The sequence below is a fragment of the Actinacidiphila sp. bgisy167 genome (assembly GCF_057707665.1).
The window spans coordinates 121,131-142,252 of record NZ_JBYIQP010000001.1; the positions used below are offsets into that span (position 1 = coordinate 121,131).

At 71.8% G+C, this 21,122-nt stretch carries 21 protein-coding genes; 1 reads left to right on the plus strand and 20 read right to left on the minus strand.

Features of this window, described 5'->3' with window-relative positions; translation table 11 throughout:
• Window positions 1-3: 3 nt before the first annotated feature.
• The 11 genes from nuoK to AC3ET4_RS00705 form a co-directional block, all read right to left on the minus strand.
• Complete coding sequence (gene nuoK / locus AC3ET4_RS00655) at window positions 4-303, minus strand: NADH-quinone oxidoreductase subunit NuoK (protein WP_431944608.1); 300 nt, start codon at window positions 301-303, stop codon at window positions 4-6.
• Entirely contained in the window at window positions 300-1,157 is an 858-nt protein-coding gene (locus AC3ET4_RS00660; protein WP_431944610.1) for an NADH-quinone oxidoreductase subunit J, read from the minus strand. The genes nuoK and AC3ET4_RS00660 overlap by 4 nt, the downstream gene beginning before the upstream one ends.
• Window positions 1,154-1,810, minus strand: coding sequence for an NADH-quinone oxidoreductase subunit NuoI (gene nuoI, locus AC3ET4_RS00665; protein ID WP_431944611.1), 657 nt, complete (start codon window positions 1,808-1,810; stop codon window positions 1,154-1,156). Before nuoI ends, AC3ET4_RS00660 begins: the two co-directional genes overlap by 4 nt.
• Window positions 1,803-3,101 carry an NADH-quinone oxidoreductase subunit NuoH gene (gene nuoH, locus AC3ET4_RS00670; RefSeq protein WP_431944789.1) on the minus strand — a complete coding sequence of 433 codons (1,299 nt, stop codon included), beginning with the start codon at window positions 3,099-3,101 and terminating at the stop codon, window positions 1,803-1,805. The genes nuoI and nuoH overlap by 8 nt, the downstream gene beginning before the upstream one ends.
• 35 nt (window positions 3,102-3,136) lie before the next feature.
• Window positions 3,137-5,638, minus strand: a complete 2,502-nt coding sequence (locus AC3ET4_RS00675) for an NADH-quinone oxidoreductase subunit G (RefSeq protein WP_431944613.1) — start codon at window positions 5,636-5,638, stop codon at window positions 3,137-3,139.
• Window positions 5,635-6,966 (minus strand): NADH-quinone oxidoreductase subunit NuoF, encoded by a 1,332-nt coding sequence (gene nuoF / locus AC3ET4_RS00680; RefSeq protein ID WP_431944791.1) that lies wholly within the window; start codon window positions 6,964-6,966, stop codon window positions 5,635-5,637. The genes AC3ET4_RS00675 and nuoF overlap by 4 nt, the downstream gene beginning before the upstream one ends.
• Before the next feature lie 2 nt (window positions 6,967-6,968).
• Window positions 6,969-7,793, minus strand: a complete 825-nt coding sequence (nuoE, locus tag AC3ET4_RS00685) for an NADH-quinone oxidoreductase subunit NuoE (RefSeq protein ID WP_431944792.1) — start codon at window positions 7,791-7,793, stop codon at window positions 6,969-6,971.
• Between the two features lie 26 nt (window positions 7,794-7,819).
• A complete protein-coding gene (locus tag AC3ET4_RS00690; protein WP_431944794.1) occupies window positions 7,820-9,148 on the minus strand; it encodes an NADH-quinone oxidoreductase subunit D in 1,329 nt (442 codons plus the stop codon).
• Between the two features lie 11 nt (window positions 9,149-9,159).
• Window positions 9,160-9,894, minus strand: coding sequence for an NADH-quinone oxidoreductase subunit C (locus AC3ET4_RS00695; RefSeq protein WP_431944796.1), 735 nt, complete (start codon window positions 9,892-9,894; stop codon window positions 9,160-9,162).
• An 86-nt stretch (window positions 9,895-9,980) separates the two neighbouring features.
• Window positions 9,981-10,535 (minus strand): NuoB/complex I 20 kDa subunit family protein, encoded by a 555-nt coding sequence (locus AC3ET4_RS00700; RefSeq protein WP_392611405.1) that lies wholly within the window; start codon window positions 10,533-10,535, stop codon window positions 9,981-9,983.
• 15 nt (window positions 10,536-10,550) lie between these two features.
• The gene (locus AC3ET4_RS00705) at window positions 10,551-10,910 is read right to left on the minus strand and encodes an NADH-quinone oxidoreductase subunit A (protein WP_431944615.1); all 360 of its coding nucleotides are present in this window, start codon (window positions 10,908-10,910) and stop codon (window positions 10,551-10,553) included.
• Window positions 10,911-11,465: 555 nt separating this feature from the next.
• Between AC3ET4_RS00705 and AC3ET4_RS00710 the strand changes: the two genes are divergently transcribed.
• Window positions 11,466-12,269: a C40 family peptidase gene (locus tag AC3ET4_RS00710; RefSeq protein WP_431944617.1), complete on the plus strand. Its 804-nt coding sequence runs from the start codon at window positions 11,466-11,468 to the stop codon at window positions 12,267-12,269.
• 274 nt (window positions 12,270-12,543) lie between these two features.
• On the opposite strand, the gene AC3ET4_RS00715 is transcribed toward AC3ET4_RS00710, so the two are convergent.
• From AC3ET4_RS00715 to AC3ET4_RS00755, 9 genes are all read right to left on the minus strand, one after another.
• Window positions 12,544-12,882, minus strand: coding sequence for a hypothetical protein (locus AC3ET4_RS00715; protein ID WP_431944619.1), 339 nt, complete (start codon window positions 12,880-12,882; stop codon window positions 12,544-12,546).
• Between the two features lie 300 nt (window positions 12,883-13,182).
• The gene (locus AC3ET4_RS00720) at window positions 13,183-13,542 is read right to left on the minus strand and encodes a DUF4180 domain-containing protein (protein WP_431944621.1); all 360 of its coding nucleotides are present in this window, start codon (window positions 13,540-13,542) and stop codon (window positions 13,183-13,185) included.
• On the minus strand, window positions 13,535-13,999 hold the full coding sequence (locus AC3ET4_RS00725) for a helix-turn-helix domain-containing protein (protein ID WP_431944623.1): 465 nt from the start codon (window positions 13,997-13,999) through the stop codon (window positions 13,535-13,537). Before AC3ET4_RS00725 ends, AC3ET4_RS00720 begins: the two co-directional genes overlap by 8 nt.
• A gap of 134 nt (window positions 14,000-14,133) precedes the next feature.
• Entirely contained in the window at window positions 14,134-15,423 is a 1,290-nt protein-coding gene (locus tag AC3ET4_RS00730) for a geranylgeranyl reductase family protein (protein ID WP_431944625.1), read from the minus strand.
• A gap of 119 nt (window positions 15,424-15,542) precedes the next feature.
• A complete protein-coding gene (locus AC3ET4_RS00735) occupies window positions 15,543-16,232 on the minus strand; it encodes a demethylmenaquinone methyltransferase (RefSeq protein WP_431944627.1) in 690 nt (229 codons plus the stop codon).
• 207 nt (window positions 16,233-16,439) lie between these two features.
• Entirely contained in the window at window positions 16,440-16,844 is a 405-nt protein-coding gene (locus AC3ET4_RS00740) for an imidazolonepropionase-like domain-containing protein (RefSeq protein ID WP_431944629.1), read from the minus strand.
• A gap of 8 nt (window positions 16,845-16,852) precedes the next feature.
• Entirely contained in the window at window positions 16,853-18,052 is a 1,200-nt protein-coding gene (gene mqnC, locus AC3ET4_RS00745; RefSeq protein ID WP_431944631.1) for a cyclic dehypoxanthinyl futalosine synthase, read from the minus strand.
• A 52-nt stretch (window positions 18,053-18,104) separates the two neighbouring features.
• Entirely contained in the window at window positions 18,105-19,799 is a 1,695-nt protein-coding gene (locus tag AC3ET4_RS00750; RefSeq protein WP_431944633.1) for a serine/threonine-protein kinase, read from the minus strand.
• 205 nt (window positions 19,800-20,004) lie between these two features.
• Window positions 20,005-20,877: a menaquinone biosynthetic enzyme MqnA/MqnD family protein gene (locus AC3ET4_RS00755; protein WP_431944635.1), complete on the minus strand. Its 873-nt coding sequence runs from the start codon at window positions 20,875-20,877 to the stop codon at window positions 20,005-20,007.
• Between the last annotated feature and the right edge of the window lie 245 nt (window positions 20,878-21,122).

Sequence of the window (21,122 nt, forward strand, 5' to 3'; positions counted from 1 at the left end):
CCCTTAGAGCTTCATCAGGCTGGCGTCGTCGACCGAGGCCGAGTGGCGGGAGCGGAAGATCGTCACGATGATCGCCAGTCCCACGACGACCTCCGCGGCGGCGACGACCATCGTGAAGAAGGCGATGATCTGGCCGTCGAGGTTGCCGTGCATGCGGGAGAAGGTGACGAACGCCAGGTTGGCGGCGTTCAGCATCAGCTCGACGCACATGAAGACGATGATCGCGTTGCGCCGGACCAGCACCCCGGCCGCGCCGATGGTGAACAGCAAGGCCGACAGGTACAGGTAGTTGACCGGGTTCACTTCGACGCCTCCTCGGAGCGCTGTTCCAGCTCGGCGACCTTGGCGACCGCCTCCGCGGACACGTCCCGGTACTGGCCGCGGGCGCGCAGCGTCGGGCTGACGCTGAGCTCCGAGACCGTGCCGTCCGGCAGCAGACCGGGGACGTCGACCGCGTTGTTGCGGGCGTAGACGCCGGGTGCGGGAGCCGGGGTGGGCAGCGGCCAGGCGGAGCCCGACGCCGCGGGACGCCGGCCGGACGCCACGCCCTCGCGCACGCGCCGCAGGCTGAGTTCGCGCTGGGTGGCGCGGGCCTGGGTGCGCTCGCGGTGGGTGAGGACCATGGCGCCGACGGCGGCGGTGATGAGCAGCGCGCCGGTGACCTCGAAGGCCCACACGTACTTGGTGAAGATCAGTGCGGCGAGGCCTTCGACGTTGCCGCCGGCGTTGGCCTGGCCGAGCCCCTGGAAGTTCGTGATCGAGGCGTTGGCGATGCCGGCGATCAGCAGCACGCCGAAGCCCAGGCCGGCTCCCGCGGCCAGCCAGCGCTGCCCCTTCAGCGTCTCCTTGAGCGAGTCGGCGGCGGTGATGCCGACCAGCATGACGACGAAGAGGAAGAGCATCATGATCGCGCCGGTGTAGACGACGATCTGGACGACCCCGAGGAAGTACGCGCCCTGTGCCAGGTAGAAGACCGCCAGGACGATCATCGTCCCCGCCAGCGACAGCGCGCTGTGCACGGCCTTCTTCATCAGCACGGTCGCGAGCGCGCCGAGCACCGCGACGGTGCCGAGCACCCAGAACTGGACCGCCTCCCCGGTGGAGGTGGAGTACCCGGCCGCCGTCGTCAGGCCGGCCAGGGTGGTCACGCCGTTCATGCCTCGCCTCCCGTCCCGGCCGGAGCGGTGCCGCCCGTCGCGGGGACCGCCACGGCCGGTTCGCCCTGGCCGCCCTCGTCGGAGCGCACCGTCTCGTCCGGCTTCTCGCCCTTGGAGACCGCGACCTGGCGCTCGGTCCCGGGTGCCGCCCGGGTCACCGCGCCGCGGTAGTAGTCGGCCTCGTCCATGCCGGGGTGGATCGCGTGCGGGGTGTCGACCATGCCCTCGGTCAGTCCGGCGAGCAGCTGCTCCTTGGTGAAGATCAGCGACTCGCGGCTGCTGTCGGCGAGTTCGTACTCGTTGGTCATGGTCAGGGCCCGCGTCGGGCAGGCCTCGATGCACAGTCCGCACAGGATGCAGCGGGCGTAGTTGATCTGGTAGACGCGGCCGTAGCGCTCACCCGGCGAGTAGCGCTCCTCGTCGGTGTTGTCGGCGCCCTCGACGTAGATCGCGTCCGCCGGGCAGGCCCACGCGCACAGCTCGCAACCCACGCACTTCTCCAGCCCGTCCGGGTGCCGGTTGAGCTGGTGGCGGCCGTGGAACCGCGGCGCGGTCGGCTTCTTCTCCTCGGGGTACTGCTCGGTCAGCCGCTTCTTGAACATGGCCTTGAAGGTCACGCCGAAGCCCGCGACCGGGCCCAGGAACTCAGGCATCGTCGGCCTCCTTGCCTACGAGTTGACGCTCCGCACGGGACGGCCGCCGCGGGACGGGCGGCAGCTCCTGGCCGGGCAGCGGCGGCACGGGGTACCCGCCCGCCATGGGGTCGAACGGCTCCGGCGGCCCGCCCGCCGCGGCCTCCTCGGCGGCCTTCTCGCCGCGGTCGCGGAGGACGTCGAAGACCAGACTGGCCAGGAACAGCAGGACCACACCGCTGCCGACGTAGAACACGACCGTCACGCCGTCGTGGTTGGCGTTGCGCAGCGCCCGGACGGTGGCGACCAGCATCAGCCACACCATCGAGACCGGGATCAGGACCTTCCAGCCCAGCTTCATCAGCTGGTCGTAGCGGACGCGGGGCAGCGTGCCGCGCAGCCAGATGAAGAAGAAGAGCAGCAGCTGCACCTTGATCACGAACCACAGCAGCGGCCACCAGCCGTGGTTGGCGCCCTCCCAGAAGGTGCTGACGGGCCACGGGGCCCGCCAGCCGCCCAGGAAGAGGGTGGTGGCCACCGCCGAGACGGTCACCATGTTCACGTACTCGGCAAGCATGAAGAGCGCGAACTTGATCGAGGAGTACTCGGTGTTGAAGCCGCCGACCAGGTCGCCCTCGGACTCGGGCATGTCGAACGGCGCGCGGTTGGTCTCACCGACCATGGTGCCGACGTAGATGATGAACGACACCGGCAGCAGCAGGACGTACCAGCGCCCCTCCTGCTGGGCGACGATCTGCGAGGTCGACATCGAGCCGGAGTAGAGGAAGACCGACGCGAAGGCGACGCCCATCGCGATCTCGTAGGAGATCATCTGCGCGCAGGAGCGCAGTCCGCCGAGCAGCGGGTATGTCGAGCCGGAGGACCAGCCGGCCAGCACGATGCCGTAGATGCCGACGGAGGCGGTGGCCAGGATGTACAGGACGCCGATCGGCAGGTCGGTGAGCTGCATCGGCGTGCGGTGGCCGAAGACGGAGACCTCGTTGCCCGCCGGGCCGAAGGGGATCACCGCGATCGCCATGAAGGCCGGGATGGCCGCGACGATCGGGGCCAGCACGTAGACGACCTTGTCGGCCTTCTTGACGACGAGGTCTTCCTTGAGCATCAGCTTCACGCCGTCGGCGAGCGACTGGAGCATGCCCCAGGGACCGTGCCGGTTGGGGCCGATGCGCAGCTGCATCCACGCGACGACCTTGCGCTCCCACACGATGGAGAAGAGCACGGTCAGCATCAGGAACGCGAAGCAGAAGACCGCCTTGATGGCGATCAGCCACCACGGGTCCCGTCCGAACATGGACAGGTCCTCGGCGGCGAGCGTCGTCAGTCCCGTCACGGTGTCACCTCCGGTGCGGCAGCGGCGTCCACGGCGGCCGGGGCGATCCGGACGACCTGGCCCGGCAGGGCGCCGGTGTCCGAGGCGACTCCCCCGCCGACCGAGTTGAGGGGCACCCACACGACCCGGTCGGCCATCGCCGTCACCTGAAGCGGCAGCCGGACCGTGCCCAGCGGGCCGGAGACCTCCAGCGGCTCGCCGTCGGCGACGCCGATCTCCTTCGCGGTGGTCGCCGACAGGCGGGCGACCGCCGGGTGGCGGGTGCCGGCGAGGGCGTCGTCGCCCTGTTGCAGCAGGCCCTGGTCGAGCAGCAGCCGGTGGCCCGCGAGGACCGCCTCGCCGCTGCCGGGCTTGGGCAGCGGACGGCCGGTCTCCTGCGGGGCGGTGGCCCGCGGACCCTCGTACGGGGCCAGCCGGGAGAGCTCGGCGCGAGCCGAGCGCACGTCGGCGAGGCCGAGGTGGACGTCCATCGCGTCGGCCAGCATGGTCAGCACCCGGGCGTCCGGGAACTGGTGCCGCTGGACCTGCAGGGCCGGCTTGATCGCGGCCTCGAAGGGCCGGACCCGGCCTTCCCAGTTGAGGAAGGTGCCCGCCTTCTCGGCGACCGCGGCGACCGGCAGCACGACGTCCGCCCGCTCGGTGACCTCGCCGGGGCGCTGCTCCAGGCTGACCACGAAGCCCGCCGCGTCCAGGGCCGCGCGGGCCCGGGCCGGATCGGGCAGGTCGGCCGGCTCGACGCCGCCGACGAGGAGCGCGCCGAGCTCGCCGCGCGCGGCCGCCTCCAGGATCTCGCCGGTGTCGCGGCCGTGGCGGGACGGAAGCGTGGCCACGCCCCAGACCTCGGCGACCTCGTCACGGGCCCGCGGGTCGGTGACCGGGCGGCCGCCGGGCAGCAGCCCGGGCAGGGCGCCCGCCTCGAGCGCACCGCGCTCGCCCGCGCGGCGCGGGATCCACGCCAGCCGGGCGCCGGTCGCCTCCGCGACCCGCACGGCCGCGGAGAGCGCGCCCGGAACGGCCGCCAGCCGCTCCCCGACCAGGATGACCGCGCCCTCGGCGCGCAGCGCCTCGCAGGCGGTGGCGCCGTTGCCGTCCAGGCCGGTGCCACCGGCGAGGGCGTCCAGCCACTCGGTCTCGGTGCCGGGCGCGGCGGGCAGCAGGGTGCCGCCCGCCTTCTCCAGCCCGCGGGTGGCGAACGGGGCCAGCGCGAAGGTGCGCTGCTTGTGCCTGCGCCAGGCCTTGCGCAGGCGCAGGAAGACGCCGGGCGCCTCCTCCTCGGCCTCCAGCCCGGCCAGCAGCACGGCGGGAGCCTTCTCCAGCAGCGTGTACGTGACGCCGTCGCCGGACAGGTCGCGCCCCCGGCCCGCCACGACGGCGGCGAGGAAGTCAGCCTCCTCCGCGGAGTGGACGCGGGCCCGGAAGTCGACGTCGTTGGTGTCGAGGGCGACGCGGGCGAACTTGGCGTAGGCGTACGCGTCCTCGACCGTGAGCCGGCCGCCGGTCAGCACACCGGTGCGGCCGCGGGCCGCGGCGAGTCCGCGGGCGGCGGCCTCCAGGGCCTCGGGCCAGCTCGCCGGCTCCAGTTCACCCGTGTCGGCGTTGCGGACCAGCGGGGTGGTGAGCCGCTCGGGGCGCTGCGCGTAGCGGAACGCGAAGCGGCCCTTGTCGCAGATCCACTCCTCGTTGACCTCGGGGTCGTCCTGCGCGAGCCGGCGCATGACCTTGCCGCGCCGGTGGTCGGTGCGGGTGGCGCAGCCGCCCGCGCAGTGCTCGCACACGCCGGGCGAGGAGACCAGGTCGAACGGCCGGGACCGGAAGCGGTAGGCCGCCGAGGTCAGGGCGCCGACCGGGCAGATCTGGATGGTGTTGCCGGAGAAGTACGACTGGAAGGGGTCGCCCTCGCCGGTGCCGACCTGCTGCAGCGCGCCGCGCTCCACCAGCTCGATCATCGGGTCTCCGGCGATCTGCTGCGAGAAGCGGGTGCAGCGCGCGCACAGCACGCAGCGCTCGCGGTCCAGCAGCACCTGGGTGGAGATCGGGACGGGCTTCTCGTACGTCCGCTTGCGGCCCTCGAAGCGGGTGTCGGCCTGGCCGGCGGACATCGCCTGGTTCTGCAGTGGGCACTCGCCGCCCTTGTCGCAGACCGGGCAGTCCAGCGGGTGGTTGATGAGCAGCAGCTCCATCACCCCGCGCTGGGCCTTCTCCGCGACGCCGGAGGTGAGCTGCGTCCGGACGACCATCCCGTCGGTGCAGGTGATCGTGCAGGAGGCCATCGGCTTGCGCTGGCCCTCGACCTCGACGATGCACTGGCGGCAGGCGCCGACGGGGTCGAGGAGGGGGTGGTCGCAGAACCGCGGGATCTCGATGCCGATGAGCTCGGCGGCGCGGATCACCAGGGTGCCCTTGGGCACGGCGACCTCGATGCCGTCGATGGTGACGGACACCAGGTCCTCGGGCGGCACCGCCGCCTCACCGGAAGCGGCGTTGGTGGTGACGGTCACGCGTTCACCTCCAGGGGGGACTTGTCGGCCCAGGCCGTGGACTTGGACGGGTCGAAGGGGCAGCCTCGGCCTTCCAGGTGCTCCACGTACTCGTCGCGGAAGTACTGGAGGGAGGAGAAGATCGGGCTGGCCGCTCCGTCGCCGAGGGCGCAGAAGGACTTGCCGTTGATGTTGTCGGCGATGTCGGCGAGCTTGTCGAGGTCGGCCAGCGAGCCGGCCCCGCGTTCGATGTCCCGCAGCAGCTGGACGAGCCAGTAGGTGCCCTCGCGGCACGGCGTGCACTTGCCGCAGGACTCGTGGGCGTAGAACTCGGTCCAGCGGGTGACGGCCCGCACGACGCAGGTCGTCTCGTCGAAGCACTGCAGCGCCTTGGTGCCGAGCATGGAGCCCGCGGCGCCGACGCCCTCGTAGTCCAGCGGGACGTCGAGGTGCTCGTCGGTGAACATCGGCGTCGAGGAGCCGCCCGGGGTCCAGAACTTCAGCCGGTGGCCGGGCCGCATGCCGCCGCTGAGACTCAGCAGCTGGCGCAGGGTGACGCCGAGGGGGGCCTCGTACTGACCGGGGTTGGCGACGTGGCCGCTGAGCGAGTAGAGCGTGAAGCCCGGGGACTTCTCGCTGCCCATGGAGCGGAACCAGTCCTTGCCCTTGAGCAGGATCGACGGCACCGAGGCGATCGACTCGACGTTGTTGACCACCGTCGGGCAGGCGTACAGGCCCTCGACCGCCGGGAAGGGCGGGCGCAGCCGGGGCTGGCCGCGGCGCCCCTCGAGGGAGTCCAGCAGCGCGGTCTCCTCACCGCAGATGTAGGCGCCCGCACCGGCGTGGACGGTCAGCTCCAGGTCGAAGCCGCTGCCGAGGATGTTCTTGCCGAGGAAGCCGCCCTTGTAGGCCTCGTCGACGGCGTGGTGCAGCCGCCGCAGCACGGGGACGACCTCGCCGCGCAGGTAGATGAAGGCGTGGTTCGAGCGGATCGCGTGGCAGGCGATCACCATGCCCTCGATGAGCGAGTGCGGGTTGGCGAAGAGCAGCGGGATGTCCTTGCAGGTGCCCGGCTCCGACTCGTCCGCGTTGACGACGAGGTAGTGCGGCTTGCCGTCGCCCTGCGGGATGAACTGCCACTTCATCCCGGTGGGGAAGCCGGCGCCGCCGCGGCCGCGCAGGCCGGCGTCCTTGACGAGGGCGATCACGTCGTCCGGGGGCATGGCCAGCGCCTTGCGCAGGCCCTCGTAGCCCTCGTGCCGGCGGTACGTCTTGAGCGTCCAGGACTGCGGATCGTCCCAGAAGGCCGAGAGAACGGGCGACAGCACCTTCTCCGCCGAGTCGACCATGGTCACCGGTCCTCCTCGCCTTCGGTCGAAGGCTCCGTCACGGGTCCCGCCGGGTGGTCCGGGTCGGAGACCGCGGAGTCCAGCGGGGCGTCGTGGGAGCTGGGGTGGGCCGCGGGCGTCCCGTCCTGCGGCGGTGCGGAGGTCTGCCGGGGCACGCCGCCCCCGGTGCCCGGCAGCGCCTCGCCGCGGGCGAGCCGCAGGCCCGCCAGCGAGGCGGGGCCGGCGCCGCCGCTCGCCTCGACGGCGCCCGGGCGCTCGTCGGGGAACCCGGCGAGGATCCGGGACGTCTCCTTGAACGAGCAGAGGGGAGCGCCGCGGGTGGGTTCGACGGTGCGGCCGGCGCGGAGGTCGTCGACGAGCCGCTTGGCCGAGGCCGGGTCCTGGTTGTCGAAGAACTCCCAGTTGACCATCACCACGGGGGCGAAGTCGCATGCCGCGTTGCACTCGATGTGCTCGAGCGTGATCTTGCCGTCGGCGGTGGTCTCGCCGTTCTCGACGCCGAGGTGCCGCTTGAGCTCGTCGAAGATCGCGTCGCCGCCCATGACCGCGCAGAGGGTGTTGGTGCAGACCCCGACCTGGTACTCGCCGGAGGGCCTCCGCCGGTACATCGAGTAGAAGGTGGCCACCGCGGTGACCTCGGCCGTGGTCAGACCCAACTGCTCGGCGCAGAAGCGCACACCGGTGCGGGAGACATGGCCCTCCTCCGCCTGCACCAGGTGCAGCAGCGGCAGCAGGGCGCTGCGGCTGCCGGGGTAGCGCGCGATGATCTTCGCCGCGTCCTCGTCCAGCCGTTGCCGTACGTCGGCCGGGTAGTCCGGCGCGGGCATCGCGGGGATGCCGAGTGATACCTCAGTCACCGGTCGACGCCTCCCATCACGGGGTCGATGGACGCCACCGCGACGATGACGTCGGCGACCTGGCCGCCCTCGCACATCGCCGCCATGGACTGCAGGTTGGTGAAGGACGGGTCGCGGAAGTGGACGCGGAAGGGACGGGTGCCCCCGTCGCTGACCACGTGGACGCCGAGTTCGCCCTTGGACGACTCGACGGCGACGTACGCCTGGCCGGCCGGGACCCGGAAGCCCTCGGTCACCAGCTTGAAGTGGTGGATCAGGGCCTCCATGGAGGTGCCCATGATCTTCTTGATGTGGTCGAGCGAGTTGCCCAGCCCGTCCGGGCCGAGCGCGAGCTGCGCGGGCCAGGCGATCTTCTTGTCGGCGACCATGACCGGTCCGGGCTGCAGCCGGTCCAGGCACTGCTCGACGATGTCCAGCGACTGCCGCATCTCCTCCAGGCGGAGCAGGAACCGCCCGTAGGAGTCGCAGGTGTCGACGGTCGGCACCTCGAACTCGTAGTTCTCGTACCCGCAGTACGGCTGCGCCTTGCGCAGGTCGTGCGGCAGCCCGGTGGAGCGCAGGATCGGGCCGGTGGCGCCGAGCGCCATGCAGCCGGCCAGGTCCAGATAGCCCACATCCTGCATGCGGGCCTTGAAGATCGGGTTGCCGGTGGCGAGCTTGTCGTACTCGGGGAGGTTCTTGCGGAACTTCTTCACGAACTCGCGGACCTGGTCCACGGCGCCGGGCGGCAGGTCCTGGGCGAGGCCTCCGGGGCGGATGTAGGCGTGGTTCATCCGCAGGCCGGTGATCACCTCGAAGATGTCCAGGATCATCTCGCGGTCGCGGAAGCCGTAGATCATGATCGTGGTGGCGCCGAGCTCCATGCCGCCGGTGGCGATGGCCACCAGGTGCGAGGAGATGCGGTTCAGCTCCATCAGCATCACGCGGATCACCGAGGCGCGGTCAGGGACCGCGTCGGTGATGCCGAGCAGCTTCTCCACCGCCAGGCAGTACGCCGTCTCGTTGAAGAACGGCGTCAGGTAGTCCATGCGCGTCACGAACGTGGACCCTTGGGTCCAGTTCCTGAACTCCATGTTCTTCTCGATGCCGGTGTGGAGGTAGCCGATGCCGCAGCGGGCCTCGGTGACCGTCTCACCGTCGATCTCGAGGATCAGCCGGAGCACGCCGTGGGTGGAGGGGTGCTGTGGACCCATGTTGACGACGATGCGCTCGTCGTCCGCCTTGCCGACGTTCTCGGCCAGCTCGTCCCAGTCCCCGCCGGTGACCGTGAAGACCCGGCCCTCGGTGGTCTCCCGCTCCGCGGCCTGCCGGGGTGCCTGCCACATGTCGTGTGTGCTCACGAGTACGACCTCCGCTGGTCCGGAGCAGGGATCTGGGCGCCCTTGTACTCGACGGGGATGCCGCCGAGGGGGTAGTCCTTGCGCTGCGGGTGGCCCTGCCAGTCGTCCGGCATCATGATCCGGATCAGGGCGGGGTGCCCGTCGAAGACGATCCCGAAGAAGTCGTAGGTCTCCCGCTCGTGCCAGTCGTTGGTCGGGTAGACCTCGACGAGCGACGGGATGTGCCGGTCCGTGTCGGAGACGCTCACCTCCAGCCGGATCAGCCGGTTGTGGGTGATCGAGCGCAGGTGGTACACCGCGTGCAGTTCGCGGCCCTTGTCCTCCGGGAAGTGGACGCCGCTGACGCCCGTGCAGAGCTCGAAGCGCAGCGCGGGGTCGTCCCGCAGGGTCCTGGCGACCCGGGGCAGGTGCTCGGGCGCGATGTGGAAGGTGATCTCGCCGCGGTCCACGACGACCTTCTCGATCGCGTTGTCCGGGAGGAGGCCCTGCTCCTCGAGGGCGCCCTCGAGTTCGTCGGCGACATCGTCGAACCAGCCGCCGTAGGGACGGCTCGCCGCCCCGGGCAGTCGCACGGTGCGCACCAGGCCGCCGTAGCCGGAGGTGTCGCCGCCGCCCTGGGCGCCGAACATGCCGCGCTGGACGCGGATCGCCTCGCCGTGGTCGCCCCGCTGGCCGGGCAGGCCCGCCGCGTTGACGTCCTTGTCCGGGTTCGGGGTGTCAGGGGAAGTCATCGCGCGCCCCTCTCGTTCTTCGTCGCCCTGCGCGAAGGCGCGGGCCCCGTCGCCGCCCGGGGCCCCTGCGGCCTCGTGTGCGTCGCTCACCGAAGCAGCCCCTTCATCTCGATCGTCGGCAGCGCCTTGAGCGCCGCTTCCTCCGCCTCGCGCGCGGCCTCTTCACGGTTCACGCCGAGCTTGCTGTGCTGGATCTTGTGGTGGAGCTTGAGGATGGCGTCCATCAGCATCTCGGGACGGGGCGGACATCCGGGGAGGTAGATGTCGACCGGCACCACGTGGTCGACGCCCTGCACGATCGCGTAGTTGTTGAACATCCCGCCGCTCGATGCGCAGACCCCCATCGAGATCACCCACTTGGGGTTCGGCATCTGGTCGTAGACCTGGCGCAGGACGGGGGCCATCTTCTGGCTCACCCGGCCGGCCACGATCATCAGGTCCGCCTGGCGCGGGGACCCGCGGAAGACCTCCATGCCGAAACGCGCCAGGTCGTACCGCCCGGCCCCGGTCGTCATCATCTCGATGGCGCAGCACGCGAGACCGAACGTGGCCGGGAAGACCGAGGCCTTCCGGACCCAGCCGGCCGCCGCCTCGACGGAGGTGAGCAGGAACCCGCTCGGCAGCTTCTCTTCAATACCCATGGCTATTCTCCGCCCCTAGTCCCATTCCAGACCGCCGCGGCGCCAGACATAGGCGTATGCGACGAAGACGGTGAGCACGAAGAGGAGCATCTCGACGAGCCCGAAGATCCCGAGGGCGTCGAAGGTGACGGCCCAGGGGTAGAGGAAGACGATCTCGATGTCGAAGACGATGAAGAGCATCGCCGTCAGGTAGTACTTGATCGGGAAACGGCCACCCCCGGCTGGGTGCGGAGTCGGCTCGATGCCGCACTCATACGCCTCCAACTTCGCCCGGTTGTACCGTTTCGGGCCGATGATGGAGGCCATGACCACGGAGAAGATCGCGAAGCCGGCCCCGAGGCCGCCCAGCACGAGGATGGGCGCGTAGGCGTTCACGTCCCCGCTCCTTCCAGTCGACGGTGACTGATGACGGACCGTGTCCGGACGTGCGCCCCACGCCACCGGGTTCCCCTCCATGTGAGGCAGTTCACAAGCCCGGACTGCCCGCATCCTATGCCTCCTGGTCTGTGATCTGCGACACGGGGTTCGCTTCGGCTTTTGTGATCTCTGCCACCAGTCGAACGATCATGAACAGGGATGAGCGGTGATCTTCTCACTCAGGCATCTCAAACGATCACCAGAAGTCACATTTACCTGCATTTCCGCTGGTGAAAAGGGGTGCAGCACTATCAGGCCGTGCCGTTCCAAGGCAAATTCGAGATGGACCGCAGGACGTGATAGCCGCTCGCCACCCGTGCGGGTGAGCCATGAAAACCCGCGCTGACGACGTCCGGAGGCACGTGAACGCGAGCACGAGGATTTGCAGTTGAATGTCCCGATCATCCCGAATTAAGAAGATCAAAAAGGGGACAATACCACTGCTCCTGAGCCAACTGTGGCGCATCACACTTTTGTTGAACGGAACCGACCTGGCCTGATACCCAAGTCCTCATGTCCCTTCAGACCTCGCATATACGCCGCCGGCGACGCGACGCGCAGAGCCCCAACTGGGTGCGCCGCGCTGGAGTCGCCGGCGGCGTCATCGGAACGCTCGCCCTGACCGGAATGTCCGCTCCGGCGAACGCGGAGCCTTCGGCCGCCGACCCGGCGACCACGGGGAGCATCCCCGTCATCCCCGCCCTCTCCACCACCGCCACCGCCGCGGAGGCCGCCGACGCCCTCGACGAGACCGTCGTCGAGCAGCAGCTGGACGCGGCCCGCGAGCAGGCGCGCACCGAGGCCATGAAGGCCGCCCAGAAGAAGAAGGCCGCCGCCGACGCGCGGTCGCGCGCCGAGGCCAAGGCCAAGGCCAAGGCCGCCGAGGCGCGCGAGACCGCCGCCGTGTCCCGCTCCGTCGGGCGCACCGTGCTGGCCGCCTCTTCCTCCTCCAGCCACGCGACGGGCAGCGTCGCCTCCGTCATCGGCTTCCTGAAGGCCCAGGTCGGCAAGCCGTACGTCTACGGCGCCACGGGCCCCAGCGCGTACGACTGCTCCGGCCTCACCCAGGCCGCCTTCCGCACCATCGGCGTCGAGCTGCCGCGCACCTCGCAGGCGCAGTCGACCTTCGGCACCCCCGTGTCCGTGAGCGCGGTCCAGCCGGGCGACCTCGTCTTCTGGGGCGGCGTCGGCTCCGCCTACCACGTGGCCGTCTACATCGGCGGCGGGCAGTACCTGGACGCGGCGAACCCGAGCAAGGGCGTCGTCATCCAGCAGATGTCCGGCTACATGCCGACGTCCGCCGTCCGCGTGCTCTGATCGCGGGCCCCGTCCCCACGAAGCCGCCGGCCCACTGACTGTGGGCCGGCGGCTTCCTGCGTCCGTCCTGTGCGCTCCTCCGCCGCCGCGAGGGGGGACGGCCGCGAGGGGGAACCGCCGCACCGCGCCCCGCGCCGTGCGGAGGACGGACGGGTCCGGCCCCGCCGCAAGGAGAGCCACCGCACGGGGCCGGACGGCCTGGGTCCCCCGGGAGTGGCTCCCGGGCCGGAGCCAGGCTCCACCGCGGCGGGGAACCGGGCTCCGGCCGCTGGGGTCATCGGCGGTGGCAGTCCCGGCCCCCGCTGTGCCAGACCTTGACCCAGTGACCGGGGGTGCGGACCCACTTGACGCGGCCGTGGCTGGAGACCGGCACCAGACGTCCGGGACGGTACTCCAGCTTCCAGGAGCCCAGGCCGACCGAGCACTGCCCCCGCCGGTCGCCACGGCGGTCGTCACCGCGCCGGTCGTCGCCCCGCCGGTCGTCGCCCCGCCGGTCGTCGCCCCGCCGGTCGTCACGGCGGTCGTCACTACGGCGGTCGTCGCCGCGGCTGTCGCCCGGGCGCTGGTCCGCGGCGGCCGCGGCGACCAGGACCTGGGTTATGCGCGTGCTCATGTCTGCACCCTTTCGTTGATCACGAATCCCCGAGCAGTGATCAAAAGTATGAGCACATTGCCTCAAATCCCGCATTTCGGGCGCGAGCTGACTCCCTGGCAGGCGCTGCTGACATCGATGTCAACGACATCGATGTCAGAGGATCGGCGATCCGGCCCCTCGCCACCCCGTCCTCCGCGTCCGCGCCAACCGCAGGCCCAGACCGGCGAGTCCGCCGCCCCTTCCCGCGAAGCGCACGGCCGCGCGGGCCAACGGAAGCCGCCGTGGGCGCGGTTCCCCGTCGGAGCGGCGCGCGCCCGGTCAGCCGAGGCGGGCGTCGAGCGCCTCGAGGTCGTCGACGAACCACGTGCGGCCGCCGCGGTTGCACTCGCGGACCAGGTCGCGAAAGGCCGTACTCGCCGCCGTGTACGCCGAGACGTCGCCGACGACGGCAAGCCGGACACGGTAGTTGACGAACTTCTGCATGATCTCCCCCGCCAGGCCGCTGCGCAGGGCGAAGAAGCTCTCGTCCAGCCGGGCGACCGGCAGGGCCACCACCTCCGCCTGCAGGTAGGTCGCTCCGATCAGGTCGAGCGCGTCCTGGACGCCGCTGACCCTCGCACCGTCCTCGCCGCAGACGAGGACGGGCACGCCCCGCCGCTCGGTCACCACGTCAGCCACGGCCCGCCTCCGGATCCTCGATGTGCTCCTGCGGCAGCATGTCGTTCTCCCCTCCCAGGACGTCGTCGATGGTGCGCAGGACGTCCGCCGTCGCCGCGGCGCCTCCGAGCACCACGACCTTCAGCCGCGAGCGCTCGTCGTCGTACGCCGTCCGGACCCGGGCCAACTCGTGCGGCTCCCGCGCCATCTGGGCGCCGGCCACGAGCAGGGTGCCCAGGCGGTCGGCGGCGGCCGCGCCGATGCCGTCCACCTCGACGATGGCCGAGACCTCCACCCGGCGCCGTGGGGCGGCTGCCGGCGCACCGGTGAGGGCGTCCAGATCGGCCCGGGCGACGCGGTACTGCTTGCCGATGCGCACGGCCTTCAGCCGTCCGTCGCGGATGTAGCCGCGGACGGTGCGCACATGCAGGCCGAGCCGCTCCGCGACCTGCTCCACGGACAGCCATTCCCTCTCCATAGGCCTGCATCATACCTCTGAAAGGTAAGGATAAGGTCGTTTGCATACCTCCACGTCGGCTGCCCGGCGCGATGGCAGAAAAAAGCCGCGCCGGCCCGTGCAGCACGGACCGGCGCGGCAGGGACCGCGGGGGTTCAGGAGCGCGGCGCCACCTTCGACAGACCGTTGATCACACGGTCCATCGCGTCGCCGCCCGAGGGGTCGGTGAGGTTCGCCAGCAGCTTCAGCGTGAAGCGCATCAGCATCGGATGCGTCAGGCCGCGCTGTGTCGCCAGCTTCATGACCTTCGGGTTGCCGATCAGCTTCACGAAGGCGCGGCCGAGCGTGTAGTAGCCGCCGTAGGTGTCCTTGAGGATCCGGGGGTACGACTGGAGCGCCAGCTCCCGCTGGGCCGCGGTGCCGCGCGCGTGCGCCTGGACGATGACGTCGGCGGCGATCTGGCCGGACTCCATCGCATAGGCGATGCCCTCGCCGTTGAACGGGTTGACGAGACCGCCCGCGTCGCCGACCAGCAGCAGGCCCTTGGTGTAGTGCGGCTGGCGGTTGAAGGCCATAGGGAGCGCCGCGCCGCGGATGGGCCCGGTCATGTTCTCCTCGGTGTAGCCCCAGTCCTCGGGCATCGAGGCGCACCAGGCCTTCAGCACCTCGCGCCAGTCCAGCTCCTTGAAGGCGGAGGAGGTGTTGAGCACGCCCAGGCCCACGTTGGACGTGCCGTCGCCCATGCCGAAGATCCAGCCGTAGCCCGGCAGCAGCCGCGGATCGCCCGGGACCCGCCGGTCCCACAGCTCGAGCCAGGACTCCAGGTAGTCGTCGTCGTGCCGTGGGGAGGTGAAGTACGTGCGCACGGCAACGCCCATCGGGCGGTCCTCGCGGCGGTGCAGGCCCATCTGGAGCGAGAGCCGGGTGGAGTTGCCGTCCGCGGCGACGACCAGCGGCGCGTGGAAGGTGACCGGGGTCTTCTCCTCGCCCAGCTTGGCCTCGACGCCGGTGATGCGGCCGGTGCGCTCGTCGCGGATCGGGGCACCCACGTTGCAGCGCTCGTAGAGCCGGGCGCCCGCCTTCTGCGCCTGGCGGGCGAGGAGTTCGTCGAAGTCCTCGCGCTTGCGCACCAGCCCGTAGTCCGGGAACGAGGCCAGGTCCGGCCAGTCCAGTTGCAGCCGGACGCCGCCGCCGATGATGCGCAGTCCCTTGTTGCGCAACCAGCCGGCCTCTTCGGAGATGTCGATGCCCATCGCGACCAGCTGCTTGGTCGCCCGGGGGGTCAGTCCGTCGCCGCACACCTTCTCGCGCGGGAAGGCGGTCTTCTCCAGCAGCAGGACGTCGAGTCCCGCCTTCGCCAGGTAGTAGGCCGTCGTCGAACCGGCGGGCCCGGCACCTACGACGATCACATCGGCGCTGCGTTCCGAAGCGGCGGTCTCGGTCACGGTGCTCCTCGCTGCTCAGGGGCGGATGCGGGCCTGTCTGCGACCAGCCGGCTGCGGCCGGACCGGACTTCCGTGCAGTCTATGGGGCCGCATCCGTGAGCGGGCGGGCCGCCCCGCCTTCAGCGCACCGCGCGGTGCAGCGCCACGATGCCGCCCGACAGGTTGCGCCAGGCGACCTTCGACCAGCCCGCCTTCTGCAGGCGCCCGGCCAGCGAAGGCTGGTCGGGCCAGGCGCGGATGGACTCGGCCAGGTACACGTACGCGTCGGGGTTGCTGCTGACCGCCCGGGCGACGGGCGGGAGGGCGCGCATCAGGTACTCGGTGTAGACGGTGCGGAACGGCGCCCAGGTGGGGTGGCTGAACTCGCAGATGACGACCCGGCCGCCGGGGCGGGTGACCCGCAGCATCTCGCGCAGCGCGGCGTCGGTGTCGTGGACGTTGCGCAGGGCGAAGGAGATCGTGACGGCGTCGAAGACCGCGTCGGCGAACGGCAGCCGGGTCGCGTCGCCCGCGGTGAGCGGGAGGAAGGGGTTGCGGCGCTTGCCCTCGCGCAGCATGCCCAGGGAGAAGTCGCAGGGCACGACGCGGGCGCCCGCCTCCGCGAAGGGCAGCGAGGAGGTGCCCGTGCCGGCGCCGAGGTCCAGCACGCGCTCGCCGGGACGGACGGCGAGGGCCTGGGCGACGGCCTTGCGCCAGCGGCGGTCCTGGCCGAGCGACAGCACGTCGTTGGTCAGGTCGTAGTTGGCTGCGACGTCGTCGAACATCGCGGCGACTTCGTGCGGCTGCTTGTCCAGGGAGGCTCGGGTCACGCCCCCATTGTTCACCCGGCAGCCCCGCGCCCCGCGCAGGGGCCCCGGGCAGGGCGCGGCCGGGCGGGCGGCGGACGCCCGGCTCCGGGGACCAGCGCGGCAACGGGCCGCAGGGCAGCCCGCGATGAGGGTCGACGCGGGTCCGGCCCGTACCGGGCAGCTCGCCCGGGCCCCGGACGCGCCCCGAGGGCGTCAGGCCCGACGGCGTCAGGCCCGGCGGTGGAGGAGGCGACCGGCGACGACGGTGGCGAGGCAGCGGCCCTGCTCTTCGAAGACAGCGAAATCCGCCCGGGCGCCCGGCTCCAGGGCCGGGGCCCGGCGCGCGGGCAGCAGCCCGTAGCGGTCCAGGGTCGAGCGCAGCGCCGGATCGGCCGGGGCGCCGGCCACGGCGGTGACGCCGCGCAGCAGCAGGGCGTGCACGCGTTCGCGCGGGGTGGGCGCCGGCGGCAGCTCGCCCTCGTGGGTCAGGCCGGGGCGCAGCACGCCCGGCCAGGTCCGCACACGGGCGCCCGGATGGGCCGCCCGCAACTCCTCGAACGGGCCGACGGCGGCCAGGATGCCGCCGTCGACCAGCACGGCCGTGCCGTCGGCCCCGGAGTGGATCGTCACCATCGGGCGGCTCAGGAGGTGCTGAGCAGCTTCAGCTCCGGGTGCGCCGTGCCGCCCTCGATGGCGGTCGACGACAGGTGGGAGACGACGTGGTCGTCGACCGGGTCGTTCGCCGGGTCGTCGTGGACGACGAGGTGCTCGTAGGTGGTCGCGCGCTGGGCCGGGACGCGGCCGGCGGCGCGGATCAGGTGGATCAGCTCCATGCGGTTGGAGCGGTGCCTGGCGCCGGCCGAGGAGACCACGTTCTCCTCCAGCATCACCGAGCCGAGGTCGTCGGCCCCGTAGTGCAGCGAGAGCTGGCCGACCTCCTTGCCGGTGGTGAGCCAGGAGCCCTGGATGTGGGCGACGTTGTCCAGGAAGATCCGCGCGATGGCGATCATGCGCAGGTACTCGAAGAGCGTGGCCTGGGTCCGGCCCTTCAGGTGGTTGTTCTCGGGCTGGTAGGTGTAGGGGATGAACGCGCGGAAACCGCCCGTGCGGTCCTGGACGTCGCGGATCATCCTCAGGTGCTCGATGCGCTCGGCGTTGGTCTCGCCGGTGCCCATCAGCATGGTGGAGGTCGACTCCACGCCGAGCCCGTGCGCAGTCTCCATGATCTCCAGCCAGCGCTCGCCGCTCTCCTTCAGCGGGGCGATCGCCTTCCGAGGCCGCTCCGGCAGCAGTTCGGCGCCGGCGCCCGCGAAGGAGTCCAGGCCCGCGGCGTGGATGCGGCTGATGGCCTCCTCCACGGACACCTTGGAGATCCGGGCCATGTGCTCGACCTCGGAGGCGCCGAGGGAGTGGATGACCAGCTGCGGGAAGGCCTGCTTGATGGCGCTGAAGTGCTTCTCGTAGTACTCGACGCCGTAGTCGGGGTGGTGGCCGCCCTGGAACATGATCTGAGTGCCGCCGAGTTCGACGGTCTCCGCGCAGCGGCGCAGGATGTCATCGAGGTCCCGGGTCCAGCCCTTGGCGGTGTCCTTGGGCGCGGCGTAGAAGGCGCAGAACTTGCACGCCGTCACGCAGACGTTGGTGTAGTTGATGTTGCGCTCGATGATGTACGTCGCGATGTGCTCGGTACCCGCGTAGCGGCGGCGGCGCACGGCGTCGGCGGCCGCGCCGAGGGCGTGCAGGGGCGCGGAGCGGTAGAGGTCGAGCGCCTCCTCGGGGGTGATGCGGCCACCGCCGGCGGCACGGTCGAGGACGGACTGCAGGTCGGCGTTCTCGCTCACCGGGCATCCCTTCCGAGGGTTGTGACGGACCCGCTCAGCCTACGCCAGGCGATCAGCCGCCCTGCTTCCTGAGGTCCCCTTCCGGTCGGCCGGCCAGGGGGTCGCCCGAGCGGTAGTGCAGCGAGCCGTCCGCGGTGAGGGTGAACCGCTCGTCGGACGAACCGTCGGAGCAGATCCCGGGGTGCGGGTTGGCGGCGCCGCTGGTGTCGAGCACGATGCTCTTCTCCGTGGCCTCGACGAGCTTCCAGTCGCCGCTGCAGTCGTAGGTCTCGCCGAGCAGGTCCAGCACGCTCCTGTCGCGGCCGACGACCGCCCCGACCCTGCCCTCGCGCAGGGTGATCTGCATCGTCCCCGGCACTCCGCCGGTGGTGACGGTGTCGCCCTTCCAGGTGCCGGCGAAGGACTTCGGGAGTGCGTCCAGGCGCGCTGCGGAGGCCGGCGGCGAGGACGGCGGCGGGGCCGGCGACGTGGGCGAGGACGCCGCCGTCCTGCCCCGGCCCGCGCTTGCCGACGGGGTGGGCTCGCCGCCCCTGGCCTGGTTCGCGCCGTCGAGGAGCCCCGGCAGCACGAGGGACAGGGCCACGGCGGCCGCCGCCGCGATCCCCGCCCCCGCCAGCACGGCGGCGCGTCCGCGCCGGCGGCCCGCCGCGGGGGCGGGCGGCGGCGTCGCGGGGAACGGCGGTGCGTCCTGGGGCCCGGTCGGCCCGGGCGGCGGGCCGAACGCCCCGTACGAGGGGTGCCCGCCGTACGACCCGTACGCGCCGTGACCCGCGCCCGATCCCCCGGCGGTCTGACCGGCGGTCGCGCCGGCGGGACCGGGGGCCGGACCCGGCGGTCCCGGGTGCGGGGAGGGTTCGAGGTCGAGCAGTTCGACGGCCTGCCGCCCCAGCCGCTCCGTCAGCGGGGGCGGCAGCCAGCCGGCCCGCACCAGCGAGGCGGCGTCGCCACCGGGCGCCAGGAGTTCGGTGAGCCGGCGGGGCGTCGGTCGCTTGGCGGGGTCCTTGGCCAGGCAGGACCGTGTCAGCGAACGCAACTCGTCCGGCACCGCGCCGAGTTCCGGCTCCTCGTGGGCGACCTTGTAGAGCAGGACGGCCGCGCTGTCCCCGGAGAAGGGGCCGCTGCCGGTCGCGGCGAAGGCCAGCACCGCGCCGAGGGCGAAGACGTCGGCGGCCGGACCGGTGGGCCCGCCGGTGACCTGCTCGGGCGCCATGTAGCCGGGTGAGCCGACGACCGCGCCCTTGCTGGTCAGGGCGGCCGTGGCGTCCATGGCACGGGCGATGCCGAAGTCGATCAGCACGGGACCGTCCAGCGAGAGCAGCACATTGGACGGCTTGATGTCGCGGTGCACCAGCCCGCGTCCGTGGACGGCCTCCAGCGCCTCGGCCAGTCCCGCGCCCAGCGCGCGCAGTCCCCGCGGCGGCAGCGGCCCGAAGGCCGGGACGGCCTCGGACAGCGCGGGGCCGGCGACATAACGGGTGGCCACCCATGGCACCGGCGAGTCGGTGTCCGCGTCCAGCACCGGCGCGCTCCACGCGCCGTCGACCCGGCGCGCCGCGTCGACCTCGCGCTGGAACCGGGTGCGGAACTCCGGGTCGTCCGCGAGCTCCGAGCGCACCACCTTCACCGCCACCGTCCGGCCGCCGGGGCTGCGCCCCAGGTAGACCCGGCCCATCCCGCCGGCGCCCAGCCGGCCGAGCAGGCGGTAAGGACCGATCGCCGGAGGGTCGTTCGCTTGCAGGGGCTGCATCTGCGCGCCTCTCGCCGGTGCGGAAGGTCAGGGGAGTCGTACCCCTGGCCGCCGTGCTCACGCCATCCGCCGCGGCCGAGTGCTCCGGCGGCAGGCGCCGCCGCGGACGGGGCCGCGCCGATCGTCCCGTTGTCGGGGAAAGGGGCCGGGGCAACGGGGGGCCGGGGCAGCGGGGCCGGCGGCGGGGTGCCGCCGGCCCGTGGGATCAGCCCTCGGCGCCCAGCAGTTCGACGCGCGCCTGCTCGGGGAAGCCCACCCGGCGGGCGAACTCGGCGATGCCCGTGAGCTGCTCGGCTCCGAGCGAGAAGTCCAGGGTGGTGAAGTAGCGCTGCAGGGTGCGGGCGTCGAAGGCCTCCCACCGGGCGGCCTGCTCGGCGACCTTCTCCACCTCCTCCATGCTCAGGTCGCGGGAGGAGAGGAAGGCCCGGTGCACCTCGTGCACGACCTCGGGGCGGGACTCCAGGAAGTCGCGGCGGGCGGCCCAGACGGCGAAGACGAAGGGCAGTCCCGTCCACTCCTTCCACATCAGCCCGAGGTCGTGGACCTCCAGGCCGAGCCGCGGCGCGTCGTGCAGCGAGGCGCGCAGCGCCGCGTCCCCGATCAGGACGGCGGCCTCGGCCTCCTGCATCATCAGCGAGAGGTCGGGCGGGCAGGTGTAGTAGTCGGGCTCCACCCCGTACTGCTCGGCGAGCAGCAGCTGGGCCAGCCGGACCGACGTGCGGCTGGTGGAGCCGAGGGCGACCCGGGCGCCGTCCAGCGCGGTCAGGGGGACCTGGCTCACGATCACGCAGGACATCACCGGGCCGTCGCAGCCGACGGCGATGTCCGGGAGCGCGATCAACTCCTCGGCGTGCCGGAGGTACTCCATGAGGGTGATGGGGCCGACGTCGAGGGCCCCGGAGACGAGCTGGGCGCTGAGCTTCTCAGGCGTGTCCTTGGTCAGCTCCAGGTCGAGCAGGGCACCCGTTCGGGCGAGCCCCCAGTAAAGAGGCACGCAGTTCAGGAACTGGATGTGCCCGACGCGGGGCCGGGCCCGGCGCACACCACCGGCGGAGGGAAGAGGCGCAGATGTGTCCACATCAGGAGGCTAGACCCCCGCCTTCGGGATCCTCCGGCGGGTCCCGCGTAGCGCGCCGGAGCCGTCGTGGGCGGGACCCGGCGAGCGCCGAACCGGCCCGTTGCGCGGCACGGGTGAATTCCGATCTTGCACTCTTCCCCGCCGCAGATGCTCCGTGCTACTGTCGTCGCAAGTTGCAGTTTGGTTTCCCTTGCAGTACAGAGCCTGCGGAGCATGTGACCGCGGGCTTTTGTAGTTTTCAGACT